Origin of the sequence: Chitinophaga sp. CC14 (assembly GCF_048957795.1) — a bacterium.
Lineage (GTDB): Bacteria > Bacteroidota > Bacteroidia > Chitinophagales > Chitinophagaceae > Chitinophaga > Chitinophaga ginsengisegetis.
On sequence record NZ_JARBFY010000001.1, the window covers coordinates 432,634 to 458,984 of the forward strand.

24 protein-coding genes are annotated in these 26,351 nt (G+C 45.6%); 12 read left to right on the forward strand and 12 right to left on the reverse strand.

The window, feature by feature from the left end:
• Nucleotides 1–18: 18 nt before the first annotated feature.
• The 4 genes from PV783_RS01840 (at nucleotide 19) to PV783_RS01855 (ending at nucleotide 2,629) form a co-directional block, all read left to right on the forward strand.
• Nucleotides 19–771, forward strand: coding sequence for a LytR/AlgR family response regulator transcription factor (locus tag PV783_RS01840; RefSeq protein ID WP_168771288.1), 753 nt, complete (start codon nucleotides 19–21; stop codon nucleotides 769–771).
• Nucleotides 772–1,029: 258 nt separating this feature from the next.
• Nucleotides 1,030–1,665: a TetR/AcrR family transcriptional regulator gene (locus PV783_RS01845; RefSeq protein WP_079471232.1), complete on the forward strand. Its 636-nt coding sequence runs from the start codon at nucleotides 1,030–1,032 to the stop codon at nucleotides 1,663–1,665.
• Between the two features lie 64 nt (nucleotides 1,666–1,729).
• A complete protein-coding gene (locus PV783_RS01850) occupies nucleotides 1,730–2,335 on the forward strand; it encodes an outer membrane beta-barrel protein (protein WP_079471233.1) in 606 nt (201 codons plus the stop codon).
• A 120-nt stretch (nucleotides 2,336–2,455) separates the two neighbouring features.
• The gene (locus tag PV783_RS01855; RefSeq protein ID WP_168771287.1) at nucleotides 2,456–2,629 is read left to right on the forward strand and encodes a hypothetical protein; all 174 of its coding nucleotides are present in this window, start codon (nucleotides 2,456–2,458) and stop codon (nucleotides 2,627–2,629) included.
• Between the two features lie 70 nt (nucleotides 2,630–2,699).
• Here PV783_RS01855 and rho read toward each other — a convergent pair whose 3' ends face one another.
• Nucleotides 2,700–4,415, reverse strand: a complete 1,716-nt coding sequence (gene rho, locus PV783_RS01860) for a transcription termination factor Rho (RefSeq protein WP_310006439.1) — start codon at nucleotides 4,413–4,415, stop codon at nucleotides 2,700–2,702.
• A 443-nt stretch (nucleotides 4,416–4,858) separates the two neighbouring features.
• On the opposite strand from rho, the gene asnS reads away from it, so the two are divergent.
• The 4 genes from asnS to chrA all read left to right on the forward strand — a co-directional run bounded on the left by asnS (nucleotide 4,859) and on the right by chrA (nucleotide 9,730).
• On the forward strand, nucleotides 4,859–6,298 hold the full coding sequence (asnS, locus tag PV783_RS01865; protein WP_420986960.1) for an asparagine--tRNA ligase: 1,440 nt from the start codon (nucleotides 4,859–4,861) through the stop codon (nucleotides 6,296–6,298).
• A gap of 393 nt (nucleotides 6,299–6,691) precedes the next feature.
• Nucleotides 6,692–7,213, forward strand: a complete 522-nt coding sequence (locus PV783_RS01870; protein WP_420986961.1) for an ExbD/TolR family protein — start codon at nucleotides 6,692–6,694, stop codon at nucleotides 7,211–7,213.
• Between the two features lie 43 nt (nucleotides 7,214–7,256).
• A complete protein-coding gene (locus tag PV783_RS01875) occupies nucleotides 7,257–8,213 on the forward strand; it encodes an isopenicillin N synthase family dioxygenase (protein ID WP_079471236.1) in 957 nt (318 codons plus the stop codon).
• 356 nt (nucleotides 8,214–8,569) lie between these two features.
• The gene (gene chrA, locus PV783_RS01880; protein ID WP_227024460.1) at nucleotides 8,570–9,730 is read left to right on the forward strand and encodes a chromate efflux transporter; all 1,161 of its coding nucleotides are present in this window, start codon (nucleotides 8,570–8,572) and stop codon (nucleotides 9,728–9,730) included.
• Here chrA and PV783_RS01885 read toward each other — a convergent pair.
• The 4 genes from PV783_RS01885 to PV783_RS01900 are packed head-to-tail and all read right to left on the reverse strand — an operon-like array spanning nucleotide 9,725 to nucleotide 14,884.
• On the reverse strand, nucleotides 9,725–11,074 hold the full coding sequence (locus tag PV783_RS01885; protein WP_420986962.1) for a sigma-54-dependent transcriptional regulator: 1,350 nt from the start codon (nucleotides 11,072–11,074) through the stop codon (nucleotides 9,725–9,727). The genes chrA and PV783_RS01885 overlap by 6 nt on opposite strands.
• A gap of 16 nt (nucleotides 11,075–11,090) precedes the next feature.
• A complete protein-coding gene (locus PV783_RS01890; protein ID WP_420986963.1) occupies nucleotides 11,091–11,555 on the reverse strand; it encodes a hypothetical protein in 465 nt (154 codons plus the stop codon).
• A 27-nt stretch (nucleotides 11,556–11,582) separates the two neighbouring features.
• A complete protein-coding gene (ligD, locus tag PV783_RS01895; protein ID WP_420986964.1) occupies nucleotides 11,583–14,099 on the reverse strand; it encodes a DNA ligase D in 2,517 nt (838 codons plus the stop codon).
• On the reverse strand, nucleotides 14,096–14,884 hold the full coding sequence (locus PV783_RS01900) for a Ku protein (protein WP_079471242.1): 789 nt from the start codon (nucleotides 14,882–14,884) through the stop codon (nucleotides 14,096–14,098). The genes ligD and PV783_RS01900 overlap by 4 nt, the downstream gene beginning before the upstream one ends.
• A gap of 107 nt (nucleotides 14,885–14,991) precedes the next feature.
• Between PV783_RS01900 and PV783_RS01905 the strand changes: the two genes are divergently transcribed.
• The gene (locus tag PV783_RS01905) at nucleotides 14,992–15,339 is read left to right on the forward strand and encodes a hypothetical protein (protein ID WP_079471244.1); all 348 of its coding nucleotides are present in this window, start codon (nucleotides 14,992–14,994) and stop codon (nucleotides 15,337–15,339) included.
• Nucleotides 15,340–15,365: 26 nt separating this feature from the next.
• On the opposite strand, the gene PV783_RS01910 is transcribed toward PV783_RS01905, so the two are convergent.
• The 4 genes from PV783_RS01910 to PV783_RS01925 all read right to left on the reverse strand — a co-directional run bounded on the left by PV783_RS01910 (nucleotide 15,366) and on the right by PV783_RS01925 (nucleotide 18,180).
• Nucleotides 15,366–16,427 carry a DNA topoisomerase IB gene (locus PV783_RS01910; protein WP_420986965.1) on the reverse strand — a complete coding sequence of 354 codons (1,062 nt, stop codon included), beginning with the start codon at nucleotides 16,425–16,427 and terminating at the stop codon, nucleotides 15,366–15,368.
• Complete coding sequence (locus tag PV783_RS01915; RefSeq protein WP_420986966.1) at nucleotides 16,420–17,286, reverse strand: SDR family oxidoreductase; 867 nt, start codon at nucleotides 17,284–17,286, stop codon at nucleotides 16,420–16,422. The genes PV783_RS01910 and PV783_RS01915 overlap by 8 nt, the downstream gene beginning before the upstream one ends.
• An 81-nt stretch (nucleotides 17,287–17,367) precedes the next feature.
• Nucleotides 17,368–17,922, reverse strand: coding sequence for a ferritin-like domain-containing protein (locus PV783_RS01920; protein ID WP_079471247.1), 555 nt, complete (start codon nucleotides 17,920–17,922; stop codon nucleotides 17,368–17,370).
• A gap of 30 nt (nucleotides 17,923–17,952) precedes the next feature.
• Nucleotides 17,953–18,180 carry a hypothetical protein gene (locus PV783_RS01925; RefSeq protein WP_079471248.1) on the reverse strand — a complete coding sequence of 76 codons (228 nt, stop codon included), beginning with the start codon at nucleotides 18,178–18,180 and terminating at the stop codon, nucleotides 17,953–17,955.
• A gap of 301 nt (nucleotides 18,181–18,481) precedes the next feature.
• Here PV783_RS01925 and PV783_RS01930 point away from each other — a divergent pair, with 301 nt between their 5' ends.
• Nucleotides 18,482–19,921 (forward strand): sensor histidine kinase, encoded by a 1,440-nt coding sequence (locus PV783_RS01930; RefSeq protein WP_336388908.1) that lies wholly within the window; start codon nucleotides 18,482–18,484, stop codon nucleotides 19,919–19,921.
• 71 nt (nucleotides 19,922–19,992) lie between these two features.
• Nucleotides 19,993–21,435, forward strand: coding sequence for an ATP-binding protein (locus PV783_RS01935; RefSeq protein ID WP_420986967.1), 1,443 nt, complete (start codon nucleotides 19,993–19,995; stop codon nucleotides 21,433–21,435).
• 40 nt (nucleotides 21,436–21,475) lie between these two features.
• Here the strand turns inward: PV783_RS01935 and PV783_RS01940 are convergent, their stop codons facing one another.
• The 3 genes from PV783_RS01940 to PV783_RS01950 form a co-directional block, all read right to left on the reverse strand.
• Complete coding sequence (locus PV783_RS01940) at nucleotides 21,476–22,912, reverse strand: sigma-54-dependent transcriptional regulator (protein ID WP_079471251.1); 1,437 nt, start codon at nucleotides 22,910–22,912, stop codon at nucleotides 21,476–21,478.
• A 73-nt stretch (nucleotides 22,913–22,985) separates the two neighbouring features.
• The gene (locus PV783_RS01945; RefSeq protein WP_227024459.1) at nucleotides 22,986–23,354 is read right to left on the reverse strand and encodes a response regulator; all 369 of its coding nucleotides are present in this window, start codon (nucleotides 23,352–23,354) and stop codon (nucleotides 22,986–22,988) included.
• A 7-nt stretch (nucleotides 23,355–23,361) separates the two neighbouring features.
• Nucleotides 23,362–25,635, reverse strand: coding sequence for a glycosyltransferase (locus PV783_RS01950; protein ID WP_420986968.1), 2,274 nt, complete (start codon nucleotides 25,633–25,635; stop codon nucleotides 23,362–23,364).
• 431 nt (nucleotides 25,636–26,066) lie between these two features.
• On the opposite strand from PV783_RS01950, the gene PV783_RS01955 reads away from it, so the two are divergent.
• Nucleotides 26,067–26,345, forward strand: a complete 279-nt coding sequence (locus PV783_RS01955) for a hypothetical protein (protein ID WP_079471254.1) — start codon at nucleotides 26,067–26,069, stop codon at nucleotides 26,343–26,345.
• Nucleotides 26,346–26,351 lie beyond the last annotated feature (6 nt).

Genomic DNA, 26,351 nt, shown 5'->3' on the forward strand with positions numbered 1-26,351 from the left:
CCGTTAATGTTACTTTTTATGATAAAGGCTATTATAATCGATGATGAGAGAAACAGCCGGGACATAATCGCGTTAATGCTCGGTAAATACTGCCCTGAAATTACGATTGCCGACATGGCCTCCGACTGTGCGGATGGCATAGAAAAAATAAAACAGCATCGCCCCGAACTGGTATTTCTTGACCTGGAAATGCCTGATGGTACCGGCTTTGACGTACTGGCCGGCACTTTACCGGACATCCCTTTTGAAGCGGTGTTTGTAACTGCATTTGAAAAGAAGTTCCTGCATGTAATCCGTTTCAGTGACGTGGAGCTGATACTGAAGCCTATCGACAAAGAAAGCCTGTTGCAGGCAGTGGCACTGATCACAGAGCGGATTAACACCGGCAGCAGTAAAGACCGCTACCGCGTATTGCTGGAAAATTTCAATAACAGCAAGCCGGTGGCCTGGCAGCTGCTGATCCCTGCTACTAACGGGGAAGCCTATACTATTAATATCCCCGCTATTGAATACCTGGAAGTAAAAGGCGATAACTGTATGTTCCGCTTAAACTCCGGTAAGCTGATTACAGCGGTGCAGTCGTTCCGCTACTATGCCGATCTTTTTACTTCCCTTCACTTCTACCAGATCAACAACAACCAGATGATACAGATATCCAACATCAGCCACCTGGATGGTTCTTCCGGGAAGGTGGTGCTGAAAGGCGGTACTACACTGGATATTACCGAAAAAAGGCAACGTGATCTGCTGCATAAAATGGCGCATCATTAGCCGTTCCGTTTCGTGTATCCCTCCCCGGTAATTATACAATTTCAATTTTTCCGCGGACATGTTTTCGATTTAGTTAACGATTTGCCAACGTTTTTGTGAACGTGTTAGTATTTCTATGACTTTCCATTCGTTTTAATGTATTGCGCGAAGGGTACGTAACAATTTCTTAACAAAAAAATTTGGTGGTTTTAGTTTTGGTCGTACATTTGACCCGCAAAACAAAATAGTCAAACAGTCAGTTTTGTTTAGCAGTACACTATGGCAGAGCAGGACCTGAAACGAACGATGATTCTGGAAGCGGCGTTAAAGCGCTTCAAGCGGTTTGGGTTGTCTAAAACTACCATGGAGGAGATAGCCAGGGATCTGGAAATTTCCAAAGGCTCTTTGTATTATTATTTTTCAGATAAAGAATCCATCTATGCGGCGGTGGTAGAGCGTATGATAGCCGATTGTTTCATTGACATGTCGGCATATGTGGAAGAGGCGCGTTGTACCGCAGACATCATGGATCGCTACCTGGCGCTGAAAGAAAAAATGTTGCTGGAGTATCATTTTCTGTTTGGTGTAAACGAATGGATTAAAGATGTTCCTTCCAGCAGGATGCGGCAAACGATTGAGTTACTGCAGCAGGTGGAAATTTCTTTTCTTTCTGCTACTATCTCAAAAGGGGTGAGCAGCGGGGAACTTAACAAGGATACGGATACAGCACTCACGGCGCAGCTACTGGTAAATGTATTATTCGGATTATGGGTAATATGGTGCAAGTGGCAGGCAGCAGGTTTTGATCCGCACGACCGGGAAGCGCTGAAATGCTTTATGGATCGTGAAAAACAAGTACTGACCATTTTTTTTAATGGCTTAAGATATCGACCAAACATCAACAAGGATTGCTAAGAATGTATGTAGAAGAACCAATAACACAGGAATAGTTTTAATGAATATTTAAATTTAACGACAGATGAAAAAGTTGATTGTATTGGCCGCAGTAGCACTGTTCGGCACACAAGTAGCAAAGGCTCAGTTTTCGAAAGGCGATGTAATTTTAGGAGGTAATCTGAATGTTACGACCAGCTCACAAAAAGTAAAAGACACAGACAACAAAACCACCAGCACTTCCTTCGGTATCAGCCCGAAAGTTGGTGTGGCACTGACTCCTAACTGGGTTATCGGTGTATTCGCAAGATCAGAATTCAGCAACGACAAAAATGTTGCAGGTGTTAAAACCAAATCATCCGATATCACTCCGGGCGTTTTTGTTCGTAACTACCACATGATCGGTGAAAGCAAATTTGCATTCTTCGCTGAAGCCAATGCCGGCTACCACTTTGGTACAGACAAAACTGATGATACCAAAACAGCTACTTACAACGGTTTCTCCGTTAGAGTATTGCCTGGTATCACTTACTTCGTAACCAAACGTTTCATGCTGGAAGGCGCATTCGGTGGTCTGAGCTACGCTTACGATCAGAAGAAAGCAGAACCAACAGGTGTTAAAACCAACACCAGCACTTTTAACTTCGATTTCCCTAAAGAATTTCAAGTTGGTGTAAACTGGATATTCTAAGCATCGTATGATGTTTTATGTAAGATAGTTATAAGGTTAGATAGATTGGATAATCCCGCCGCAGTACTACTGTGGCGGGATTTTTGCATTATAGCAGTAATTCTGTTTAAAATAACTGTTATGCGAAACCTAAAATTAGTACTGTCGCTTTTTACCGCCGCCATCATTTACAGCGGTTGTGTAACTACTCATCCGGGAGGCAATCCACATGGGTTACCACCGGGACAGCAAAAAAAGATCTATGGCACTAAGTCGGCCAAACCATTTGCACCCGGGCAACAGAAAAAACAATAGCATTCTATAAAAGCAAAAACCCGTTACGGATAACCGTAACGGGTTTTTGCTTTTATAAGATAACCTGTTTCTAGCTATTCATAGAGATCAGGAATTCTTCGTTGTTTTTAGTTCCGCGCATGTGTTGCAGCATGAAGTGCATAGACTCATCTGTGTTCATATCGCCCAGGTGATTACGCAGGATGTGGATACGTTTCAGGGAATCTTTATCCAGCAACAGATCATCACGACGGGTAGAGGATGCAGAAACATCGATCGCCGGGAAGATACGTTTGTTAGCCAGTTTACGATCCAGCAACAGTTCCATGTTACCGGTACCTTTAAATTCTTCGAAGATCACCTCATCCATTTTAGAACCGGTATCGATCAATGCGGTAGCCAGGATGGTCAGTGAACCACCATGTTCTATTTTACGTGCCGCACCGAAGAACTGTTTTGGTTTCTGCATGGCGTTAGCTTCCACACCACCGCTCAGTACTTTACCGGAAGCAGGTGCCACGGTGTTGTGCGCTCTGGCGAGACGGGTAATGGAATCGAGGAGGATCACCACATCATGACCGCATTCTACCAGGCGTTTCGCTTTTTGCAGTGCGATGGCAGATACTTTCACGTGTTTTTCAGCCGGTTCATCGAAGGTAGAGGCAATTACTTCTGCCTTTACGCTACGTTCCATATCTGTTACCTCTTCCGGACGTTCATCGATCAGCACCACCATGAGGTAAATTTCGGGGTGGTTGGTAGCGATGGCGTTGGCTACTTCCTTGAGTAACATGGTTTTACCTACTTTAGGCTGCGCTACAATCAGTCCGCGTTGTCCTTTACCGATAGGCGTAAACATATCCATGATACGCGTGGAGTAGTTATTGGAAGTAGTAGTTAATCTCAGTTTTTCGAAAGGAAACAGTGGTGTCAGGTAATCGAAAGGTACACGGTCGCGTACTTCTTCCGGTGACTTGTTATTAATTGTTTCCACTTTCAGCAAAGCAAAGTACTTCTCCCCTTCTTTAGGCGGGCGTACAGAGCCTTTCACGGTATCGCCGGTTTTGAGGCCGAAGAGTTTAATCTGCGACGGAGACACATAAATATCATCCGGGGAACTGAGGTAGTTATAATCGGAAGAGCGGAGGAAACCGTAGCCGTCGGGCATCATTTCCAGTACGCCTTCACTTACAATAACGCCATCAAATTCTATATTGAAAACTGGTTCTTTCTTATTAGGGAAGCGGTTCTTCTGCGCTGCAGGCACTATCGGAATTTCTCCGGGCACTACAAAATCGTCGTCTTCGTCCAGCTCATCTTCTGCCGGAGGAATTACTACCACTTCTTCTTCCTCTTCCGGTTCTTCATCTTCTGTAAAAGAAGGGATAATGATATCGTCATCATCATCGAAAGTGAGGGAAGGGATACTGTCCAGGTCTATCTCAAAGTCTTTTATTTTAGGCTTGGCGGAAGTTACCGGTTTCTCGTCTTCGTCATGATCTTTTGATTTATTACCGGTAGCTTTTTTTGCTGCTGGTTTCTTAGCAGCTGGTTTTTCTTCAGCGTGAGCAGGTTCTTCAGCAGCGTTGTTTGCTTCGTCTTTCTTTACAGGTTTGCGTTTCCGTGCTTTCTTTTCGTCTCCGTTGGCTTGGTTATCTTCTGAGGCTAATACTGCTTGTTTATCAAGAATTTTGTAGATGAGGTCCTGTTTGTTCAGTTTTTTTGCGTTGGGAACGTCCAGTTTCTCTGCAATATCAAGCAGCTCAGGAACGAGCATGTCGTTCAGTTGTAAGATGTCGTACATCATCTGTGTTGTCAAATTTTAGAAGTGTTGTGAGGCGGGTACCACTGCATACCAACATACACCAATTACAAATAATTGTTTTTGAGTCAATAAATTTAATTAGCTTATTAAATTTGATAGGGAATGATTGAGTTTAGGAACTGCTGATGAAGATGGAAAAATGAACTTAATCAGGCAGAATATACCGCAAGATTAAAACAAGTTTTACTATTATCCAAAAATATTTAAGTGCAAATTGCCCCAAAGTAGCCCCTAAAACCGCTCTTCCCCGGGCTGTACCCTACTGTTAGCCGAACGCTCAAACCCTTGTTTGTACAGGGGTAGCGCCTGTTTGCCCCTCTTTTTTAACATTTCCTTTGCAGTAGCAGCCCGGAAAAAGGCCGGAGCCCGTACTACATACTATGAAGTTTTCCACTTATTTTTGCAATCCTAAAATTATATATATCATGAGCCAAAGGGTGAAAGTCAAGCAAATCTTGTCAGACGACAAGGCGCATTACGAAGTTACAGTTAAGGGTTGGGTGCGTTCATTCCGCAACAATCAGTTTATAGCTTTGAACGATGGCTCCACCAATAATAATTTACAAATAGTAATTAATACTGAGAATACGGATGCCGCGCTGCTGAAGCGTATCACTACCGGTGCGGCTATCAGCGCTACCGGCGAAATTATTCCTTCCCTGGGTAAAGGACAGAAAGTAGAATTAAAAGCGGCTACCCTGGAAATACTGGGCGACTGCGATCCGGAAAAATATCCGCTGCAGCTGAAGAACAAGCCCAGCCTGGAATACCTGCGTGAAATAGCGCATCTGCGTTTCCGCACCAATACCTTCGGCGCCATCTTCCGTGTACGCCACGCACTGGCATTTGCAGTACACCGCTTCTTTAACGAACGTGGATTTGTGTACCTGCACACGCCTATCATTACCGCTTCCGACGCAGAAGGCGCCGGTGAAATGTTCCGCGTAACCACACTGGACATGAAAAAACCGCCACTGAACGAAAACGGCGATATTGATTACAAGGAAGATTTCTTCGGCAAATCCACCAACCTCACTGTTTCCGGGCAACTGGAAGGAGAACTGGGCGCTATGGCCTTTGGCGACATCTACACCTTTGGCCCAACTTTCCGTGCTGAAAACTCCAATACAGCCCGCCACCTGGCAGAGTTCTGGATGATTGAACCGGAAATGGCCTTCTATGAGCTGGAGGAAAACATGGACCTCGCGGAAGCATTTATCAAATCTGTTATCGGCTATATACTTGATAACAATCGTGATGACCTCGACTTCCTGGCCAACCGCCTCGCGGAAGAAGAGAAACAAAAACCACAGCAGGAACGCAGTGAAATGGGACTGATTGAAAAGCTGGAATTTGTGCTGAACAACGAGTTTGTACGTATTACCTATACAGAAGCCATCGACATTCTAAAAAACAGCAAGCATAATAAAAACAAAAAGTTCCAGTACCTGATCGAAGACTGGGGCGCCGATCTGCAGAGCGAACACGAACGCTACCTGGTAGAAAAACACTTTAAGAAACCGGTGATCTTAACCGATTATCCTAAAGAGATCAAGTCTTTCTACATGAAGCTCAACGACGACAATAAAACCGTACGGGCAATGGATATCCTGTTCCCCGGCATCGGTGAAATGGTAGGCGGTTCGCAGCGTGAAGAGGACTACGACAAACTGGTAAAACGTATGCAGGAAATGCATGTGCCGGTAGAAGAACTGAGCTGGTACCTGGATACCCGCCGTTTTGGTACCGCGCCACACGCCGGGTTTGGCTTAGGCTTTGAGCGCCTGATGTTGTTTGTTACCGGTATGACGAACATCCGCGATGTAATTGCATTCCCGCGGACACCGAAGAGCGCAGAGTTTTAAGCGGAGGGCGCCTTCGGCGCCTTAAATTGTCTTGGTCCAGGATTAGGATGATTATGTTGATTTCGCAGATTTTCCCACCTTTTGTTGTTTGATTTTTTTGGGGAGATAAAAGTGTGATGCTTTTGTCTCCCTTTATTTTTTAAATTTTATAGGATTTTTATAGATGAAGAAGGGAGGTGGAAGCGTGCTGCTTTTATCTCCCTTCATTATTTTAATCATCTTTAAAATCTAAAAAATAAAATCAGCGAAATCAACATAACCATCCTAATCCTGGACCAAGACAATTTAAAAGCGCCGAAGGCGCCAACTCCCCATTTATGGAAACTCCCCTTCTCCGCATCTATACTCCTGAAAGCGCTTTCAACCAATTTCGTTTAACCTAAACCGTTATTTATGGCTGAAATAAACACCGCTACGCAGGGGAGCAAAAGAGGCACCCGCAGCAACAAAAAATCTACACGTGTGGATATGACACCTATGGTAGACCTGGGATTCCTGCTGATCACTTTTTTCATGCTCACCACCACCATGGCCAAACCCAAAACAATGGATCTTATCATGCCCAAAGAAGACGGTGATCCGATGTCGTTGCCGGCCAAAAAAGCACTGACCGTAATCCTTGGTCCGGACAACCGTATTGCCTGGTACGAAGGCATTGGCGACGACCCCGCAATGCCGCCGCAGGTGCATTACAGCACCTATGCCAACCGTAACGGGATCCGGGATGTGATCATCGCAAAAAAGGCCGCCGTATACGAAGCTTTCCACAAGAATGAGCTGATGGTACTGATCAAAGCAGACAAGGCATCAAACTATAAGAATGTGGTGGATATTATGGATGAAATGCTCATCAATAAAGTAGACCGCTACGCAATGGTAGATATTAACGATAAAGAGGCCGGCTACTTCAAATGAGCTATTTTTCCCTACCTTTATCGCTCCAAAACAATTATTCAATATGGCAACTACCCACTCTATCCCCTCAGTGGATCTTGCAGACTTCACATCCGGAGATGCAGGACGAAAGGCAGCCTTTGTGCAGCAGTTAGGTAAGGCTTATGAAGAAGTTGGTTTTGTAGCGGTAAAGAATCATGGGATTCCTGACGAACTGATTGCGGACCTCTACAAATACGTACAACAATTCTTCAAGCTTCCCGCTGACACCAAACATCAGTACGAAATTCCGGAACTGGCCGGGCAACGCGGTTATACTTCCTTTGGTAAAGAACACGCCAAAGGTTATGACGCCCCGGACCTGAAGGAGTTTTTCCAGTTTGGTCAAACTGTGGAAGATAAAGATCCTATCAGTTCGGAATACCCTGCCAACGTACAGGTAGCGGAAGTGCCGGAGTTTACGCCAACTTTCTTTAAAGCATACCGTGGGTTTGAAAAATCCGGTAAATACCTGTTACAGGCCATCGCCCTGTTCCTGGGACTGGAGGAAACCTATTTTGATGATAAAATCCATAATGGCAATTCCATCCTGAGAGCCATCCATTACCCGCCTATCACGCAGGAGCCTAAATCGGCCATCCGTGCGGAGCAGCATGAAGATATCAATCTCATCACTTTACTGGTGGGCGCCTCTGCGGATGGTTTGCAGATCCTGGATAAACAAGATAACTGGGTACCGGTTACCTCCCTGCCGGAACAGATTGTGGTAAATGTGGGAGATATGTTGCAGCGGTTAACAAACAACCGTTTAAAATCTACCACACACCGGGTGGTGAATCCTCCCCGCGAAATGTGGAATACTTCCCGCTATTCGATTCCTTTCTTCCTGCATCCAAAATCCAATATGAAACTGGACAGCCTGGAAAGCTGCGTTACTGCACAGAACCCGCTGGCATATGAACCCATCACTGCCGGTGAGTACCTGGATGAGCGCTTACGCGAAATAGGCTTGAAAAAATAAGGACTATACATAGCAAAGTCCCGGTAAAATTGTTACCGGGACTTTGTAAATATCCTGCGTATAAGCAAGTCTCTTCTTTAACGGTTCTTCCTGATATGGTTATTCTTTAGATCCGAACATTTCTCATGTTGGTGGGTAATTAACCTGTCTGATAAAATTGATCACAACGGACAAAAGGCCATATTCGTTATAATAATCACCGATATTACAAGTATTGTGCCTTTATTATTTTGGGGATTACCGATATTAGCAACACGGTTGTATTTTGTCCGGATATTTGAGTACCTTATAACCTGTCCAATCGGCATACACTAAAATAAACTGTGCTTCTACGTCATATACCTTTTCTTAAAGCTGTGCTATTACATAGCATCACTGCCTACGGAGGCCCGCAGGGTCATCTGGCCATGATGATGAAAACATTTGTACAGCAACGGAAGGATGTAACGGAACAGGAGCTGATGGAATACAATGCTTTCTGCCAGCTGCTTCCCGGCGCTTCTTCTTCCCAAACCCTTACCTTAATCGGCTATAAACGCGGCGGCGCAATACTGGCTATTATTACCCTGCTCATCTGGATTTCCCCGGCCTGTTTGATCATGGGTTCCCTGAGTTTCCTGTTGCAATATTTCGGCAAAAATGCCCTGCATACTGATATTTTCAAGTACGTACAGCCGATGGCGGTAGGCTTCCTCGCGTACGGGGGCATCCGTGCTTTCCGGATCAGTATTAACAGCGTGGCCACTTTTGCCATCATGGTGGTATCCATGTTCACTGCCTTCTTCCTGAAATCGCCGTGGACCTTTCCCGCGCTGATCATCCTGGGGGGTATTGTATCCAACTTCAGTAACAAACGTATTCCCGGTGTGGCGGAAAAGCCCCGTAAAATACAGTGGGGAAATATCTGGCTATTTGTGTCGTTGTTTATACTCGCCGGATTCCTTTCTGAGCTGGCGCGTACCCACGAGTGGATTACCAGGCGGCCATTTAACCTCTTTGAAAACTTTTACCGTTTCGGCAGCCTTGTATTTGGCGGAGGGGATATCCTGATTGCGATGATGCTGGAACAGTATGTAACCCGCGCCAAATCGCAATACCTTTCTGCGGAAGAGTTACTTACCGGCGCCGGTATTATGCGGGCACTCCCCGGTCCTACCTTTTCCATATCTGCGTATGTAGGCGGTATGGCCATGCGTAACCTGGGTATGGGTTACCAGTTCCTGGGGTGTATTATAGCGCCAATTGCCATCTTCCTGCCCAGCCTGTTGCTGGTATTGTTTTTCTTCCCTATCTGGAATAACCTGAAAAGATACGTGGTGATATACCGTGCCCTCGAGGGGATCAATGCCGTGGTAGTGGGTATTATGTGGGCAGCCACTTTTATTCTCTTCTTTGTGATCCCGGTCAACTGGTACAACCTGCTGATCATGGCCAGCACCCTGGCATTGCTGTGCCTTACCAAGGTGCCTTCCCCTTTTATCGTACTGGCGTGCCTGTTACTGGGCTGGCTGTTATGATGCGCTGATATTGTATTCTTTAATTTTATTGTAAAGCGTGGTTAACCCGATGCCCATCAGCTCTGCGGCCCTGGTTTTATTGCCTTTGGCGTGGGCCAGCACCCGGATAATGTGTGTTTTTTCCATATCTGCCAGTTTAAGGGAAGATGCATCTTCCGCGTTCCCTTGCTGAAAATCGAACGGCAGCACGGGGGTATCCAGTATGTCCGTGTCCGTTAGGATGGCGGCCCTTTCGATCACATTACGCAGTTCGCGGATATTTCCCTTCCAGCTGTGCTGTTGCAGCGCCTGCAGGAAAGCGGGCGTCATCCCGGTGATACGTTTATTCATTTTAGGCGCTATCTGCTGAAGAAACCAGGTGGCCAGCAATGGGATATCCTTCCGGCGTTCGTTTAGTGATGGCAGGGAAATCTGAAAGGCCGACAGCCGGTAGTAGAGATCGGACCGGAAATGCCCGGCTTCGATTTCCTGCTCCAGTTGCCGGTTGGTGGCGGCAATGATCCGTACATTTGTTTTAGTGGGTTTTGTTTCGCCCACTTTATAAAACTCCTGCGTTTCCAGCACGCGGAGCATTTTGGCCTGCAACTCTATGGCCATCTCTCCTATTTCATCGAGGAAAATGGTACCGCCGCGGGCTTCTTCAAAAAAGCCTTTTTTATCTTTTACGGCACCAGTAAAGGCGCCGGCTACGTGCCCGAATAATTCGCTTTCGAGGATCTCTTTTCCAAAGGCGCTGCAGTTAACGGCTACAAAGGGTTGTTGCCGCCGCTGGCTCCCCTGGTGAATGGCCTGTGCAAATACTTCCTTACCGGCGCCGGTTTCTCCCAGCAACAGTACAGTCATATCTGACGGCGCCACTTTTTCCGCCAATGCAATGGCGGCGCGTATTTCAGGGGATTCGCCCAGGATGCTGCCGAAATTATATTTACCGCTGATCTTCTTTTCCAGGTCGCGGATGCGGAACTGCAGGTGTGCCTTATCCAACGCTTTGCTCACCAACGGAAGGATCCGGTTGTTATCGTCTCCTTTGGTGATATAGTCAAAAGCGCCGTTTTTAATGGCTTGTACCCCATCGGCGATGTTACCATATGCCGTGAGCACAATGGTTTCAATTTCGGGGTACCTGGCGCGTATCTGCTGCACCAGCTCCACCCCGTTGCCATCCGGCAGCTTTACATCAGACAGGATCACCTGTATTTCTTCTTTTTCCAGGATCTTTAAGGCAGACCTTATATTGCCCGCCTCATGAAGTGTATATCCTTCCAGGGCCAGCAGGCGGCTTAAAAGCCTGCGGAGCTGGTCCTCATCATCGATTATTAAAATATGGCCTTTAGACATAGCCATGCAAAGATAATAGTTCCTATGGCTTCCGTGATTTATCTGTTTTCTGATTGGGTTTAAAAACCATAGCACCCAGCAGGGCTGCCACTACGCCAACAAAAATATTTACAAATAAAGCATTCCCCAGGAAGTAGATCCAGAAACTACTTTTTACCGTGTCTTCCTCCTGCAGGGCGTGCGATGGGTTTCCACCCACTACCAGGTGAAAAATGAGCAGGAATATAGCATACATAATAGTGGCTGTGATAGTAGTGCGTAAACCCATATTAAAAGACGTCATAGCAGAGTTCTTATCTTTATGTACCCTGTTATAATGAATAATGGAGATCAGCACACCGAGGAACATGATGAGGTTGCCAAAATATCCCATCCACAAATTGCCGTACAACTTTGTTACATAAAAGAGGAGGGTAAAAACGATGCATATGGCGCCAAGAATGAAACCATACGCCGGTAGCGCTTTTGAAGATAAAGGCCTTTCCATAACTCAGTATTTAAATGAACAAAATGATCAGGCGTGCGCATTGCTTTCTATTTCACGGATCACTTTACGCAAGTCATTCTTAATACTTTTAATATCGTGCCACAAGTCGCCAGTTTCGTTTAGCCGTTCCAGTGAGTTATGAATATTAAAATCGCTGATACGGAGTTTTTCATTCACTTCTTCCCACAAAAGCGGCATAGATACCGTAGCACCGGGTTTTGGACGGGCGGAATAAGGAGATGCGACCGTTTGTCCTTTACTGTTTTGCAAAAAGTCGATATACACTTTTTTATTCCGGGCAGATTTGGCGCGAACCACACTGGTGCTTTTTGGCAACTCCTCATTAACATGACGTGCAATATATTCCGCAAGCAGCCGGGTAGTATCATAAGAATGCTTTGCCCCAACAGGCACATAGATATGTAAACCGGTAGAGCCGGAAGTTTTACAAAAAGAAGTGATGCTGAAATTATCCAGCATGTTTTTGATATGCAGGGCCGTTTCTACCACGTATTTAAAATCAATGTCTTCCGGGTCAAGATCCAGTATCATAAAGTCCGGTTTGTCGAGGCTGCTTAACCTCGACAGCCAGGGGTTTATTTCTATACAGCCGAGGTTTACCATATAGGCCAGCGTGGCTTCGTTATTACATACCAGATAGTCTACATCCTTACCGGTAGAATCTGCGTGCAGCGGCACGCTCTTAATCCATGCGGGGGTTTGTTCCAGGTCAAGATCCTTCTGGTAAAAAGAAGGTCCTTTGATACCGTTGGGAAAACGGTGCAGCGACAGCGGCCGGTCTTTCAAATGAGGCAGCATATATTTTGCCACCGACAGGTAATAATCTATCAGTTGTCCCTTTGAGATCTGCTCATCCGGCCAGTATAATTTCGTTTGATTGGTGAGGGATACTTTCTTGCTGTTGAGCGTCAGGGTGCGTTCTTTTTCAATAGTAGTAGCCATGTTTATTTTTTTTGCGGTTTCAGGATGTACTTCTTTTGCCGGTTTATCTTCCCGGAGGCCGAGGAAAACTGGTTGCCTCAGATGTCCGTCGCCGGTCCATTCCTGGAATTTCACTTCACATACCAGCTTCGGCTTTACCCAGGTAACAGGCATATTGGTGGCCACCTTTTCTGAGAAAGGCGACGTTTTGCTGATCAGCGGCTGCAGCCGGTTGTAAAGTTCACCGATAGTGGCTTCGTTTAATCCGCCTCCACAATGCCCGATGTATTTCAGTTTTTTGTTCTCATACATGCCCAGCACCAGGGCACCTATCTGTTTCCTGCTGCCGCGGGGAGCTGTATACCCGCAGATCAGCGCTTCCTGTTCGTTCACAATTTTTATCTTCAGCCACGACATCCCTCTTCTTCCCTCTTCATACACGCTGTCTGTTTTCTTGGCAATGATGCCCTCCCACTGTTGCTTCCGGGCTTTCTCAAAAAAGCTGGTCCCTTTTTTAAGCACATGAGAAGAGAAACGGACTGTTTTATCATCTAATTCTGCTATCACATCTTTCAGCAGGCTTTTCCGTTCCAGCAGGCTCAGGTGCTGCAGTTCATTTCCATCGAGATGAAGCAGGTCGAACACCACGTATACCAGTTTCCCTTTACCTGTAGTCCGGTAATTCTGCAGGGTTTGAAAGTGGGATCTGCCTTTATTATCCAGTACAATAATCTCTCCGTCCAGCACCACATTGTGCGAAATTTTCTCTACGGCAGCCACTACCGCGGGATAGTCATTGTTGAATGATTTCTCATTGCGCGAATATAAAGTTGCCTTGTGTTTTTCCACGCTGGCAATGGCCCGGTAGCCATCCCACTTCGTTTCAAAGAGCCAGCCGTCCCCATCAAATGGTTCACTGACAAGGGTTGTAAGCATGGGCTTATATACTTTCTTTATCCGGTGAACAGCCCGTGCTGTTTTATTTTTTGACTCACTACGTACTACTGCTGTTACTTTTTTTTTTGCCACCTTCGTGGCTGCTTTATTCTTTTCTCCCTGCGCTTTTATTCTTTCCGGCGTATAGTCTTCACTGTTATATTCATCTACTGCGTACTTATCTTTATGTTTGATCAGCAGCCACGCATTTTCTTCGCGTCCTTTCATCTTCACAAGGGCAAATTCTCCCTTTAGCTTTTTCCCTTTCATTACAATTTTAAGATCGCCGGATTTCAGCTCCCGGAGGGCTTCTTTATCAAAACTTTTCCCATCGGGATTCATCAGTTCAAAGGTGCCTTTGTCCCAGATGTATACCGTACCTGCGCCATAGTTGCCTGCCGGGATGGTGCCTTCAAAATCCTTGTAATCGTAGGGATGGTCTTCTACTTCCATTGCCAGCCGTTTATCTGCCGGGTTCATGGACGGACCTTTTGGTATTGCCCAGCTTTTCAGCACGCCATTTACTTCCAGTCTGAAATCATAGTGCAGCCGGGAAGCATGATGGCGTTGTACCACAAAGATGTGTTTCCCTGCCACCGGTTTACCGGTAGCAGGTTCGGTAGTTTCCGTGAAGTTTCGTTTCTTTTTGTATTCCGACAGGCTCATGATGCGCGTTTTTTAGTGGCGGTGGGTTTACCACCCAGACTGGCTTTCAGCTGATCGAACAGGTTATCGCTCTTGGTGTGTACCACACGCATTTTCTTCACTACGGTTTTCTTACCACCGGCTTTGGCCTTGATAATTTTCAGGAGTTCCGCTTTATATTCATCTTTATACTGACTGATATCAAATTCGGTCGTGTATTGTTTTACCAGTTCTATGGCCATATCCAGCTCCTTCTTTGCCAGTTTTATATGTGTTGGCAGGGTGAGGTCGCCGGAAGGGCGGATTTCTTCCGCAAAGCGGAGTTGTTGCAGCAGCAGGTAATTTTCCCGCGGCCGGATTACGGCCAGGTGTTCCTGGGTACGCAGCACAAACCTGCTGATACCCGCCTTACCCGTTTTTTCCAGGGTTTGTTGCAGTAAGGCATAGGCCTTTTCGCCTCCTTTGGCGGGTTCAATGAAATAAGGATTTTCAAAATAGATGTCATCGATTTCTGTTTCTTCCACAAAAGATTCTATTTCGATGATCTTACTTTTTTTAGGGCTGGCTGCTTCAAAATCTTCATCTTCCAGTATAACATACTCATCTTTATACAGATAGCCTTTTACGATCTGTTCCCAGGGTACTTCTTTACCTGTATTTTCATTGATGCGCTGGTATTTGATGTGCGCCCCGTTTTTGCTATCCAGCATGTCCAGGTCCAGGCGGCTGTCCTGTGTGGCGCTGAATAGTTTTACCGGGATATTTACCAACCCGAATCCGATGGATCCTGACCATATAGCTCGCATAAAATGATAGTTTTGGTATTAAATAAAAGTTAACACAAATGGTACCATGATCTTAAAACATCGCGGCATAACTTTTGGTTTTTTAAGTTTAACTAAAACCTTATTTTATGGAAAAGCCAGGCGAAATGACAACTTTATCAAGGGTATTGGAAAAGCTGCATGAGAAAGGGTTTGATCATGAGTTAAAGATGAGTGATCACGGCAGGTTACAGAATACGGATGAGCAGAAGATCTATAACCCGGAAGACCTGACTATCATTAAAACCTATCGTTTTGAGGGAGAGTCAGATCCTTCAGATTCCTCCATTTTGTATGTAATGGAAGACCAGGATGGCAATAAGGGCTACATACTGGACGCTTACGGCGCTTACAGTTCACACGAAGAGGCAGGTTTTGACGAATTTATCCAGAAGATTAAAGTAGAAGACAGAGAAGATCAGCTGATATTCGGGTAGCCGGGCATAGCAGGCGCCTTTACCTGCTACAGGGCTTCCTTCAGAAATTGCATGAGCAACTTTTCATCCGCATGTAACCCGCCACTGGCGGGTTTACTGCGTTTAGCCCTCAGCTGTTGCAGCCAGGGTTCCAACTCGCCGGTTTCGTAGCTGTTAAGGATTTGCGGATGAATGTAATATTTCCTGCACACGGCGCGGGTATTCCCCAACTTGCCCGCCACACCGTCGATTATCGCTACAATATTCCGGCGGCATTCTGTAACGGATTCAAAGGGTGTGAGGTCTGCCAGAAGATTTAATGCGTTTACCGTACCGGCCCAGGTGCGGAAGTCTTTACAGGTAAATTCATTTTCTGCGCAGCACTGCTTTATATATTCATTTACTTCTCCGGAATCGAGGGCTTTGTGTTCGCCGTTTTCATCGTAATACTGAAACAATACCTGGCCGGGAATGTCCTGTACTTTTTTCAGCAGTTTTGCAAGTGCGGCGTCGTGAAGTTCAATTTTATGCTCCACCCCTTTTTTTCCCCGGAACTGAAAGAATGCTTTGTTACCATTGATCTTCACATGTTTATTCCGCAGGGTGGTAAGTCCGTGTGAGCCGTATAACCTTTCATAAGAAGCATTGCCCACGCGGATCAGTGTTTCCTCCATCACGGACAAAGCAATGGCAATCACCTTATTTTTATCCAGTGATGTTCGTTTTAAATCTTCGTGTATACGTTTCCGTATCCCCGGTAACTTTTCGCCGAACTGCCGGAGGCGGTAGTACTTGGTTTCATTGCGGGCTTTGCCCCATTCAAGATGATAACGGTACTGTTTGCGTCCTTTCACATCGGTGCCGGTGGCCTGCAGGTGGCCATTGGCCCAGGTGCAGATCCATACATTTTCCCAGGCGGGCGGCAGCACCAGTTTCCGGATACGGTCCAGCACTTCAGGGTCTTTTACTTTTTTGCCGGCGGGGTCGAGGTAGATAAAGTCCTTCCCTTTGCGGACGCGTGTATACCCGGGTGTATTTGCTGTAACGTACCGCAGTTTCACTGACCGGGCTACGGCCACGGGGTCTGTTATCAGATCTATGCTAACCATTTATGATTTCCCCTCCATTGGGATGCAGGATCTGACCGGTGAGATAACTGGCTTCATTGCTGGCCAGGAATACGTAGCAGGGGGCTACTTCCACGGGCTGGCCGGCGCGTTTCAGCGGCACATCTGTACCAAACTTTGCCACTTCTTCCGCGGTAAAAGTAGCGGGGATGAGCGGGGTCCAGATGGGGCCGGGCGCCACGCCGTTTACCCGGATTCCTTTTTCAGACAGGGAGGCGGATAAAGACCTGACAAAAGAAACGATGGCGCCTTTGGTGGAACTGTAATCAATAAGATGGCTACTGCCCCGGTAAGCGGTTACAGAAGTGGTGCAAATAATACTTCCGCCTTTGGGAATATACGGCAGGGCCGCTTTCGTAAGATAAAAGTGCGGATAAATATTAGTTTCAAAAGTTTTGTGCAGCTGGGCGGCGCTGATATCCGTGATACTTTCCTGCGGGTATTGTACCGCTGCATTATTTACCAGGATATCTATCTTTTTAAACTTCTTTATTACCTTTTTAACAATATCGTTGCAATGCTTTTCATTGCTGATATCGCCTGCAATGAGCATACATTCCCGGCCGGCGAGGGTAATGTGTTCGCAGGTAATTTCTGCGTCTGTATGCTCATTAAAATAAGCAATGGCTACGTCTGCGCCTTCTTTGGCAAAGGCTACCGCTACTGCGCGGCCAATACCACTGTCGCCGCCGGTAATAACGGCCACCTTGTTATGCAGTTTACCATTTTTTGTATTGCTTTTTTCGAACACCGGGGCCGGGTTCATCACTTCTTCCAGGCCGGGTTGTACGGATTGTTTCCGGGCCGGCCTCACTGGTTTTTTGGGATTGGATTTTTGCATATCAACGGGTTAAAAAAAGTCCCTGTTTATGCAGGGACTTTTGCAGTTTTCATTAACACAATTATACAAATCATCGTTAACCTATTCTGCCGCAGCTTCTTCGTTTACAGTAGATTCAGCTACTTCTGTGAGTAAGCTGTCGGCATTCTTTTCTTCTTTCAAAGTTTGCTCCAGTAATTTCGCAACCTGGGAATGGCCCATTACATTGGCGAGTGTGCGTAAACTGCCATAGGCGGATATTTCGTAGTGCTCAATTTTCTGGGAAGCAATGATAATACCAGCGTCTCTTACGGCCGTGTCTTCGTCGGTATCTGCTACAACTTCCTGTCCTTCGGCAATCAATCCTTCCATCGCTTCGCATTTTTTTGCCTGTGGTTTTTTGCCGAGTAATTCGAATACCTGTTCCAGCCTGGCTACATGTTCTTTTGTTTCTTCCAGGTGGTTTCCTATGCAGGTACTTAATTCTTCCGAGGTAGCAGCTTTCTGCATTTTGGGCAGTGCTTTTACCAGGTTCTTTTCTGCCCAGTAGATGTCTTTTAATTCATCCATAAACAGTTCATGGAATTTGGAGTCCGGCATTTTTTCGCTGGCTGTTCTTCTTGCGGTGCCGTTGCCGGCTGATTTTGTGGTAGGCATTGTAACAGATTTTTTTAGATGAAAGAATGGTTAATGTTTATCAGGTGATTGTCTTTTAAACGCTTCTTCTTTTTCCTCTACCGCCTGCGGATTGGCGGGGGTATGAGGAGTATCCCTGTCCGGTATCTCCTGCGGGATGGGTTCAATTTCCGGCTTGTCCGGTGGCGGTTGAACCGGTATTGGGTCTTCTTTTCCCGGCTGTTGTTTATCTGGAGTTGGATCAGGAATCGGCTGTTTATTTCTATCCGGATTATTCATACCTCACAAGTTTATTGGTTAAGAACTATAGTTAGTTGTCCAAAGTTCATTCCACTAGTTAGACCTGTTGTTTTTACCACAAAAACGCGTTTCTCAAACCCGCTACGGGAAAGCATTCCAGCGTACCTGTATCTCTGCGGTAACAGTAAGGCGCCACTGCTTCCGGTGCTTGTAGAATTTACCGTCATTCTGTGGAATATGTTGCTCAGAAAGCCCTTCACGGGAAAAGGGTATTTTTTAGTAGTGAAATTCAGGCAGAAATAGTAACTTGAAATGCTTTCTCAAGATCTCATACATACAGATGCATTTTTCAGTACACAAAAAAATACGACTTGGCTTTTTCATTGCATTTACCGTTATCGTGGCAGCCTCCGTGTTCTCGTACCTGGTGGCCAAAAACCTGCTGGATAACGCCGGCAGGCTGAATCATGCCATTGAAGTATCCAAACGGCTGGAGGTAATTACCCGGCAGCTTAAGGAAGCGGAAGCTGCGATCAGGGGATATACGCTTACCAAAGACAGCTCTTTCCTGGACCCCAGTATGCAGGAACGCAGCAACAGGATTGAGCGGGAATATCTCCTGCTCCGGAAAATAACGGCCGAAAATCCAGTTCAGCAAAAACACCTGGATACCCTTCGTCTGTTACTGGCCATCAAATACCAGCAACTGCAACTGGGCGAGGAGAATTCCACCCAGCTGAAACAACTCTCCGATGTGAAAGAAGGAGAAAAATCAATGGATATCATCGACATTAAGGTGCGTGACATGATCCGGATTGAAGAAAGCCTGGTACAGGAAAAATCGGAACTGTTCCATTTCTTTGCGGTGATGTGGGTACCCATGATCTTTATATCCTCGCTGGTGGCCATCCTGATAGGCATCTATTCCTATATTACCCTCACCAGGGAATTCAAACTACAGTTACATATTGAAAGCCGGATGAAGTCCTACCAGCGTGATCTGCAACAGAATATCTCCCTCCTGAATAAAACCAACCAGGAGCTGGAGCAGTTTGCCTATGTGGCTTCGCACGATTTGCAGGAACCCTTACGCAAGATATCTACCTTCAGCGACCGGCTGCAGATGAAATATAAAGACCAGCTGCCGCCGGATGCCACGCAGCTGATAGACCGCATGGTGTCTGCCGTTTCCCGGATGCGGGTGCTGATCAACGACCTCCTCATTTTTTCCAGGGCAGGCCGTATTACGCCGGAAAGCATTACCCCCGTGGATATGACCAGGCTGTTGCAGGAAGTGCTCAGCGACCTGGAGGTTACACTGGAAGAAAAAAATGTACAGGTTACATACGACCAGCTGCCAGTTATAGAAGGCAGCGATACTTCTTTCCACCAGCTGTTTCAGAACCTGCTGGCCAATTCTATTAAGTTTGCCAGCCCCGACAGGCGCCTGGAAATCAATATCCATCATCAGTTACTGCTCGGAAAGGAACTGGGTATTGTAAAAGAAAGCCGGTGGAACGAGAGCTACTGCCGCATCAGCCTGGACGACAATGGTATTGGGTTTGAGCAGGCTTATGCCGATCGCATTTTTCTTATTTTCCAGCGGCTGCATGGCATCAGCGAATATTCCGGTACAGGGATAGGACTCGCCATCTGCAAAAAAATTGTAGACAGCCACAATGGTTTCATACAAGCCCACGGATACCCGGGGAAAGGAGCCTCCTTTGTGATTATTCTACCCCTGCGACAGAGAAACAGGAATGATGGACCTACAGATTGATAAAAGGTTAGCACCTTTATTGCTGTGGATTTTGTCATTAATTGCCAAAACTCCTAATCTATTCTATTGCGATGAGCGAGCGACCGATACACATTTTAATGATAGACGATGATGAAGACGATTTCTTTCTCGTAACAGAACTACTTCATGATATTTCACCAGGTCAATATGTGCTTGAATGGGCTTCTACCTATCAGAAGGGGCTGGTTGCCATAGCCGACAATACGTATGATGTATTCCTGGTAGATTACCGGCTGGGACCCAATACCGGTATCGATATCCTTCGCAGGTTACACCAGATGCATCATCAGCCGCCGGTAATTATGCTTACCGGTAAAGGCGATTATAATATTGACCGGGAAGCCATGCAGGCCGGTGCTTACGATTACCTGGTGAAAGGAGAAATGACTGCCGACCTGCTGGAAAGATCCATCCGCTATGCGCTCGATGAATTCAACCATCGCCGGTCTATTGAAGAAAGCGAGAAAAAATATTACGGCATCTTCGAAAAAGCGCACGACCTGATTGTACTGGCCGATTGCGACCGGAATATTATTGACGCTAATCCCGCTGCATTAAAAACCCTTCGTTACAACCGGGAACAGATACTGAAATTACATCTGCGCGATCTCTTCATCTCCAAAGATCAAAGCGAGAATTTCCTGAACAACATCTGTAACAGTGGTATTGCCAATTTACAGGAATATGATTTCAAAACTGCCGATAACAAAAAGCTGGTGGTATTGATCAATGCCGTTATGCTGGACGAAGCAGCGCAGATATTCCTTTGTGTAATCCAGGATATCACCGATAAAAAGAGAGAAGAACAGGAGAAACAACACCAGGAAAAATTTGTAATCACCGGGCGTATTGCCAGGGTAATTGCACATGAAGTAAGAAACCCGCTAACCAATATATTGCTGGCCGTAAGCCAGTTTAAGGAAGAAGAAGAAGTGGCCGCCAATGATGATACACTGATGTATACAGATATCATTGAACGGAACTGCACCCGTATTAACCAGTTGATTACAGAGCTGCTGCACAGCACCCGTATGATTGAACTGCATATGGAACCTGTAGGTATCAACGAGCTTATAGAGAAAGCGCTGCAGCTATCCAACGACCGGCTGCAACTGAATGAAATCCGTGTGGAAAGAAACCTGGTATCGCCGGATGTGATGATTAATGCGGATGAAGAAAAAGTAGTGATTGCCTTTCTGAATATTATCATCAACGCCATTGAGGCAATGGTACCCGGCAAAGGCGTACTCACCATCAGTACAAAGCTTAGCCAGGACAAGGCGAAGCTGATGATCCGTGATAATGGCGCCGGTATTGCGGAAGACAAGCTGGCGCGTTTGTTTGATCCTTTCTATACCAGTAAGGCGAAAGGCACAGGTCTTGGCCTGACCAGCACACAGAATATTCTATTAAATCACAAAGGAACTATACACGTGGATAGTGAACCCGGGAAGGGAGCGGTATTTACGATTGCAATACCTGCAATAGGATAATTTATTCCCTGGAGACGGATGTCTGCCAGGGAATAAACTGCTAATAATTTATATTCAGCAACCGTAATTTGTTATACAGGGTTTTACGGTCGATATTCAATACCTGCGCTGCTTTTGTTTTATTATACTTCACTTCTTTCAGCACATTGATAATCTTATTGTATTCTGCCTGAAGGGCTACTGTTTTCAGATCATTATCGTTGGAAAGCAGCGCCAGTTCACCGGAAACGTGTACTTCTTCCGGAATCTGGTTAAAAGATTCTTTCATTTCCAGCGGCAAAGCAATCATGGTAATATCTTCCATTTCAGGCGTAAGCAAACAGGCTCTCCTGATTACATTTTTCAGTTCGCGGATATTACCGGGCCAGTTGTATTGCTGGAAGCAATCCCACACTTCAGAAGAAATTTTACCACATGATTTATCCAGTTCCTTTTCCACCTGGTTTACAAAGGCGGTGGTGAACAGTGGTAAATCTTCGCGGCGCTCACGTAAAGGCGGAATATAAATGGTGAATTCATTGAGGCGATGGAACAGGTCTTCCCTGAATTTGCCGCGCTGTACTGATTCAGAGAGCTTTTCGTTGGATGCTACAATGATGCGTACATCAATTGGTATTTCTTTTAAACTTCCTACCCGGCGAATTAATTTTTCCTGAAGAACGCGTAGCAGGGCTACCTGTATGTCGTACGATAAATTGGAGATTTCATCCAGGAACAGGGTACCTCCCTGTGCCTGTTCAAAGGCGCCTATTTTGGTATTGATAGCGCCGGTAAAAGAGCCTTTTTCATGACCAAACAATTCACTGGCGGCCAGTTCCTTGGAGAGGCTGCCGCAATCCAGCGCAACAAATGGTTGCTGGTTTCTTTTACTGTGATGGTGAATAAGATGTGCTACGGATTCCTTACCGGTACCGGTTTCCCCGAAAATGATAACGCTGTAATCGGTAGGCGCCACCAGTTTAATCTGTCTTATTAATTCTTTCGCTCCTTCGCTTTCACCGTATACGTATTTATTATTTTTGTCGTCCTGGTTACGTGATAATAACGTTTCACGTACTGCTTCGGGCTCACTGCCCGACTCTACTGGTCTGGATGCGCGCCGTTCCTGTTCTGCGTCTTTATGCGCAAAGGCTTTATGTACGAGGTTCAGAATTTCATCCGGGTACAGCGGTTTGGAAAGATAATCGTATGCGCCGTTTTTCACCATTTCCACCGCTACTCTTACATCTGTATAACCTGTAATAATAATTACAATAGTAGAAGGATTGATCTGATGGATATCCTGCAGCAGTTGTGCTCCATCTGTATCTTTCAGCCTGTAATCACAGAGTACAAGGTCATAGGTTTTCTCTTTCATCATTTTAAGTGCAGCGCCACCCGTCATGGTGGTATCTACATCAAAGCCATGTTTCCCGAGGAATTTGCTCAGGAGTGTACAGATATTAATTTCGTCGTCTATTATTAGAATATTTTTCATACTTCTTTAATATAGTGGTAATTGGCAACAGAATAGCTGGTTAAAATTACTGATTATAACCAAGAGGGCGTTATCAGCTTTTTATTTTGATACTGTCGATCAGTTCATCTACGTTCTTGAGACTGAAAGGTTTAGCCAGGAAAAAGGCGGCTCCTGCTTTCAGTGCGGTTTGCTTTTCCATCGCATTATCATAGGCGCTGATGGTGATTACTGGTAACGTGGGACAACGTTCCTTGATCACAGGCAAAGCCTCGAGGCCCGATCCGTCGGGCAGGTGGATGTCCAGAAAAAGGAGATCGGGCTGATGTCTGAAAATGGACTTCATCCCTTCTCCCAATTCATGTACGTATTTTACATTATATCCGTGACGTACCAGCGTAAGTTGCAATAGTCTGCATATATCCGGCTCATCATCTATAATCAATATGCTGGGATACTTCATGTTATTCTCAGTTGTAGCCAAGTCTGACTGGTGCCAGGCTGTTTTGTTTCGGTGTAACATACTTATGCTTATTCCATTGTTCCATTAATAATCTGGCAATCAGGTAACATACAGTAGATTCGGCGCCCTGGTTCTGGTTTATATTGTTTTTTTCAAGGCCATCGTAGCAACCGTAAGTTAATGGATTATAAACAAGTTGTTTCAGGTGATTATTACCTAAATACCAACTGAATGCCAAACGCATCTTTTCCAAATATGATTTATTCTTTGTGGTATTATAAAAAGTATTCAATGCCAGCATGGTATAGGCTACTTCTATAGATTGTTCGCCGCCGTCTTCCTGTTGCTGGGTGTTATTCCTGTGGTACCATGTTTTATTGCTGATCACCTTCATATGGCTGTCTGTAAAGGTTTTGCCACAAAGGAAAGCGAGGCTGTTTTCCGCGGTTCTGCGGTAGGCATCTATCCCGGTTACCTGGTAGGCCATCATCATTGCCTCGGGCAATACGGCGTTACCGTAGGTGAGGTAGGATTCGTACCAATGCCAGGTTTCATCCGCTTCCTGTTTGTAATGTTCATACAATTTTGCAGCCAGATGTTGTAAAATTTCCACTGCTTTGCCACCGGGCTTATAGGCGAGGAAGTAATACAGTCCTTTGATGGTGAAAGCCATTGCCCTGGGTGAGTTCAGTGACTCCATCCAGGTGAAGCATTTTGTGAATATGGCTGCTACATCCTGAACCGCATCAAAAGGCAGGTGGCGGTGCGAAGCGAGGGCGTAGCCCAGCGCCCATACAGCGCGGCCATTGGCGTCTTCCAGGTTTACTTCGTCATTCATTTTATTGAACTGGCGATCGATATCCACATAGTTAAGAAACTTGCCGGAAGGCTGCTGACAGTAGGCAATAAAATCGATGTATTTACGGGTCAGTGAGTTCACGAAGCTGCTGGATTTTAATTCGCTGCTGTACATGCAGGTAGCAATAAGTGCGCGTGCATTGTCGTCGAGCGTATATCCGAACGCAGGATCAGGAATATCATGTTTGGAAAATTGCAGCATCGCTGTTTCATCGGTCATGCGATCGATGTGATCGAGGTAAGGCGGCGGCAGGTTAGGCAGGATCTTATCTTCTGCCAGTGCTTCGCTGATTACGCTCATATGTGCGATAGCTACATTTTCCCAGATGGAGTTACGTGTTTTTTCAATAGCCGACTGGCTCATCTGCGCGCGCAGTTCCGGATCGCCGAGCAGCTGTAACGCGCATGCGGCAATTTGTTCCGGGTTATTGAAATCTACCAGGCAACCGGCTCCGTCTTCCAGCATTTCGCGGGCCTGCACAAAGGAGGTGGAGATCACCGCGCAGCCGGCGCTCATGGCGTATACGAAAGTACCGCTTACTGCCTGATGCGGATCTTTTGACGTAAAAAGGTATATATCTGTAAGAGATAAATAATCGAGTAATGTTTTCAGGGAAAGATAATTATTGACGAATCTCACGTTGTTTTCCAGGCCGAGTTCTTTCACCAGTTGTTCCAGTGAATCACGGTATTTTTCTCCTTCGCGGGAACATACTACCGGATGGGTTTTTCCCAGCACCAGGTAAATGGCATCGGGATATTGCTTTACAATATCCTTCATTGCCCGGATACCAGTTTCAATCCCTTTGTTTTCGCTGAGCAGACCAAAGGTGCTCAGTACCATCCTGTTTTCTACATTATATTGTCTTTTCAGTGTATCTACATCTTCTACGATGTGCGCGTGTGTACCATGCGGGATATGCACAATTTTTTCTGCAGGCACATGATATACATTCTGCAGTAAGTCGGCGGACGAGCGGGTCATTACAATCACTTTTGCCGCCAGTGCGCTGATCAGGCTTACTACTTTAGTGCATTTATGATCGGGGTAAGGCAGTACGGTATGGAAACGGACTACGAAAGGCTTATCCAGTAAGGAAAGCATAGCCAGGAGGTTATGACCGTATTCTCCGCCATACAGGCCAAATTCGTGTTCAAAACAAACCAGGTCTATTTTGTCGTTCTCATTTATTTTCTGTGCAAAATCGATACAATTATCAATATCAAACGGGTTGACCGAGTAAGTAACAGGTGTTTCTTTTACATTGGCAGGTTTGCCTGATTCTTCCAGTGCTGCCACCTCAATATTCAGGTTACCGGCAAAGTTCTTATTCATTGCGTTTACCAGGTCCTGTGCAAAAGTTGCGATCCCACATTCACGGGGCGGGTAAGATGTAACAAAAAGCAAAGTTCTAATCTTCATGGCAAAAATTTTATACTACGCAGTTAACAAGTAACCAGGTCCTCAATTTTGCGGATCGGGACATAGGATGTTTCAAATATCAATCCAATGCCTGCTGTAGGGGGTTTCACCGGATTTGGACGCAAGAAAGTGTGGATATAATTCCACACATTTTATCCCGTATCCACAGGTAAGGTCTGTGAATAAAATAAAAGCGGACCATTTACATTCTATTAACAGTCCATATAATCATAATTGTTTACAATTGTAATGTAATTTGCTGATTACAGGGTTATTAGTGACACAAATAGCAATATTATTACCATACCAGGTAAACAATAATGTTTCTTTGTCCATTTCAGCTTATTTTAGCTAAAGTAAGCACCCAAGCTACCATGTGAAGAGCAAATTTTAACCATTCCATTTTTTCTCATTTAAACCCAATGGCCGTTATGCGAAACATTGCATGTACATTTAATGTAGATGGTGTTCCTACCAAAATCAGTTTGAGAAAACTTCCCCGGCAAAGGCGCTTTCAAGCCATCATTGACCGTAATATCACGGAGTATATCATCTCAGACGAGACCAATGAGATTGAGTATTATGAGGGACCGGTGTTAAGCGAATATCTTTTCACCCGGATTGCCAGTCTTATTAAACAGTATTTCCCGAATGTGCGGGCAATTATGAAGATTGGGGAAGATAATTATGAAGATTACGACGATTTTTAGACACCT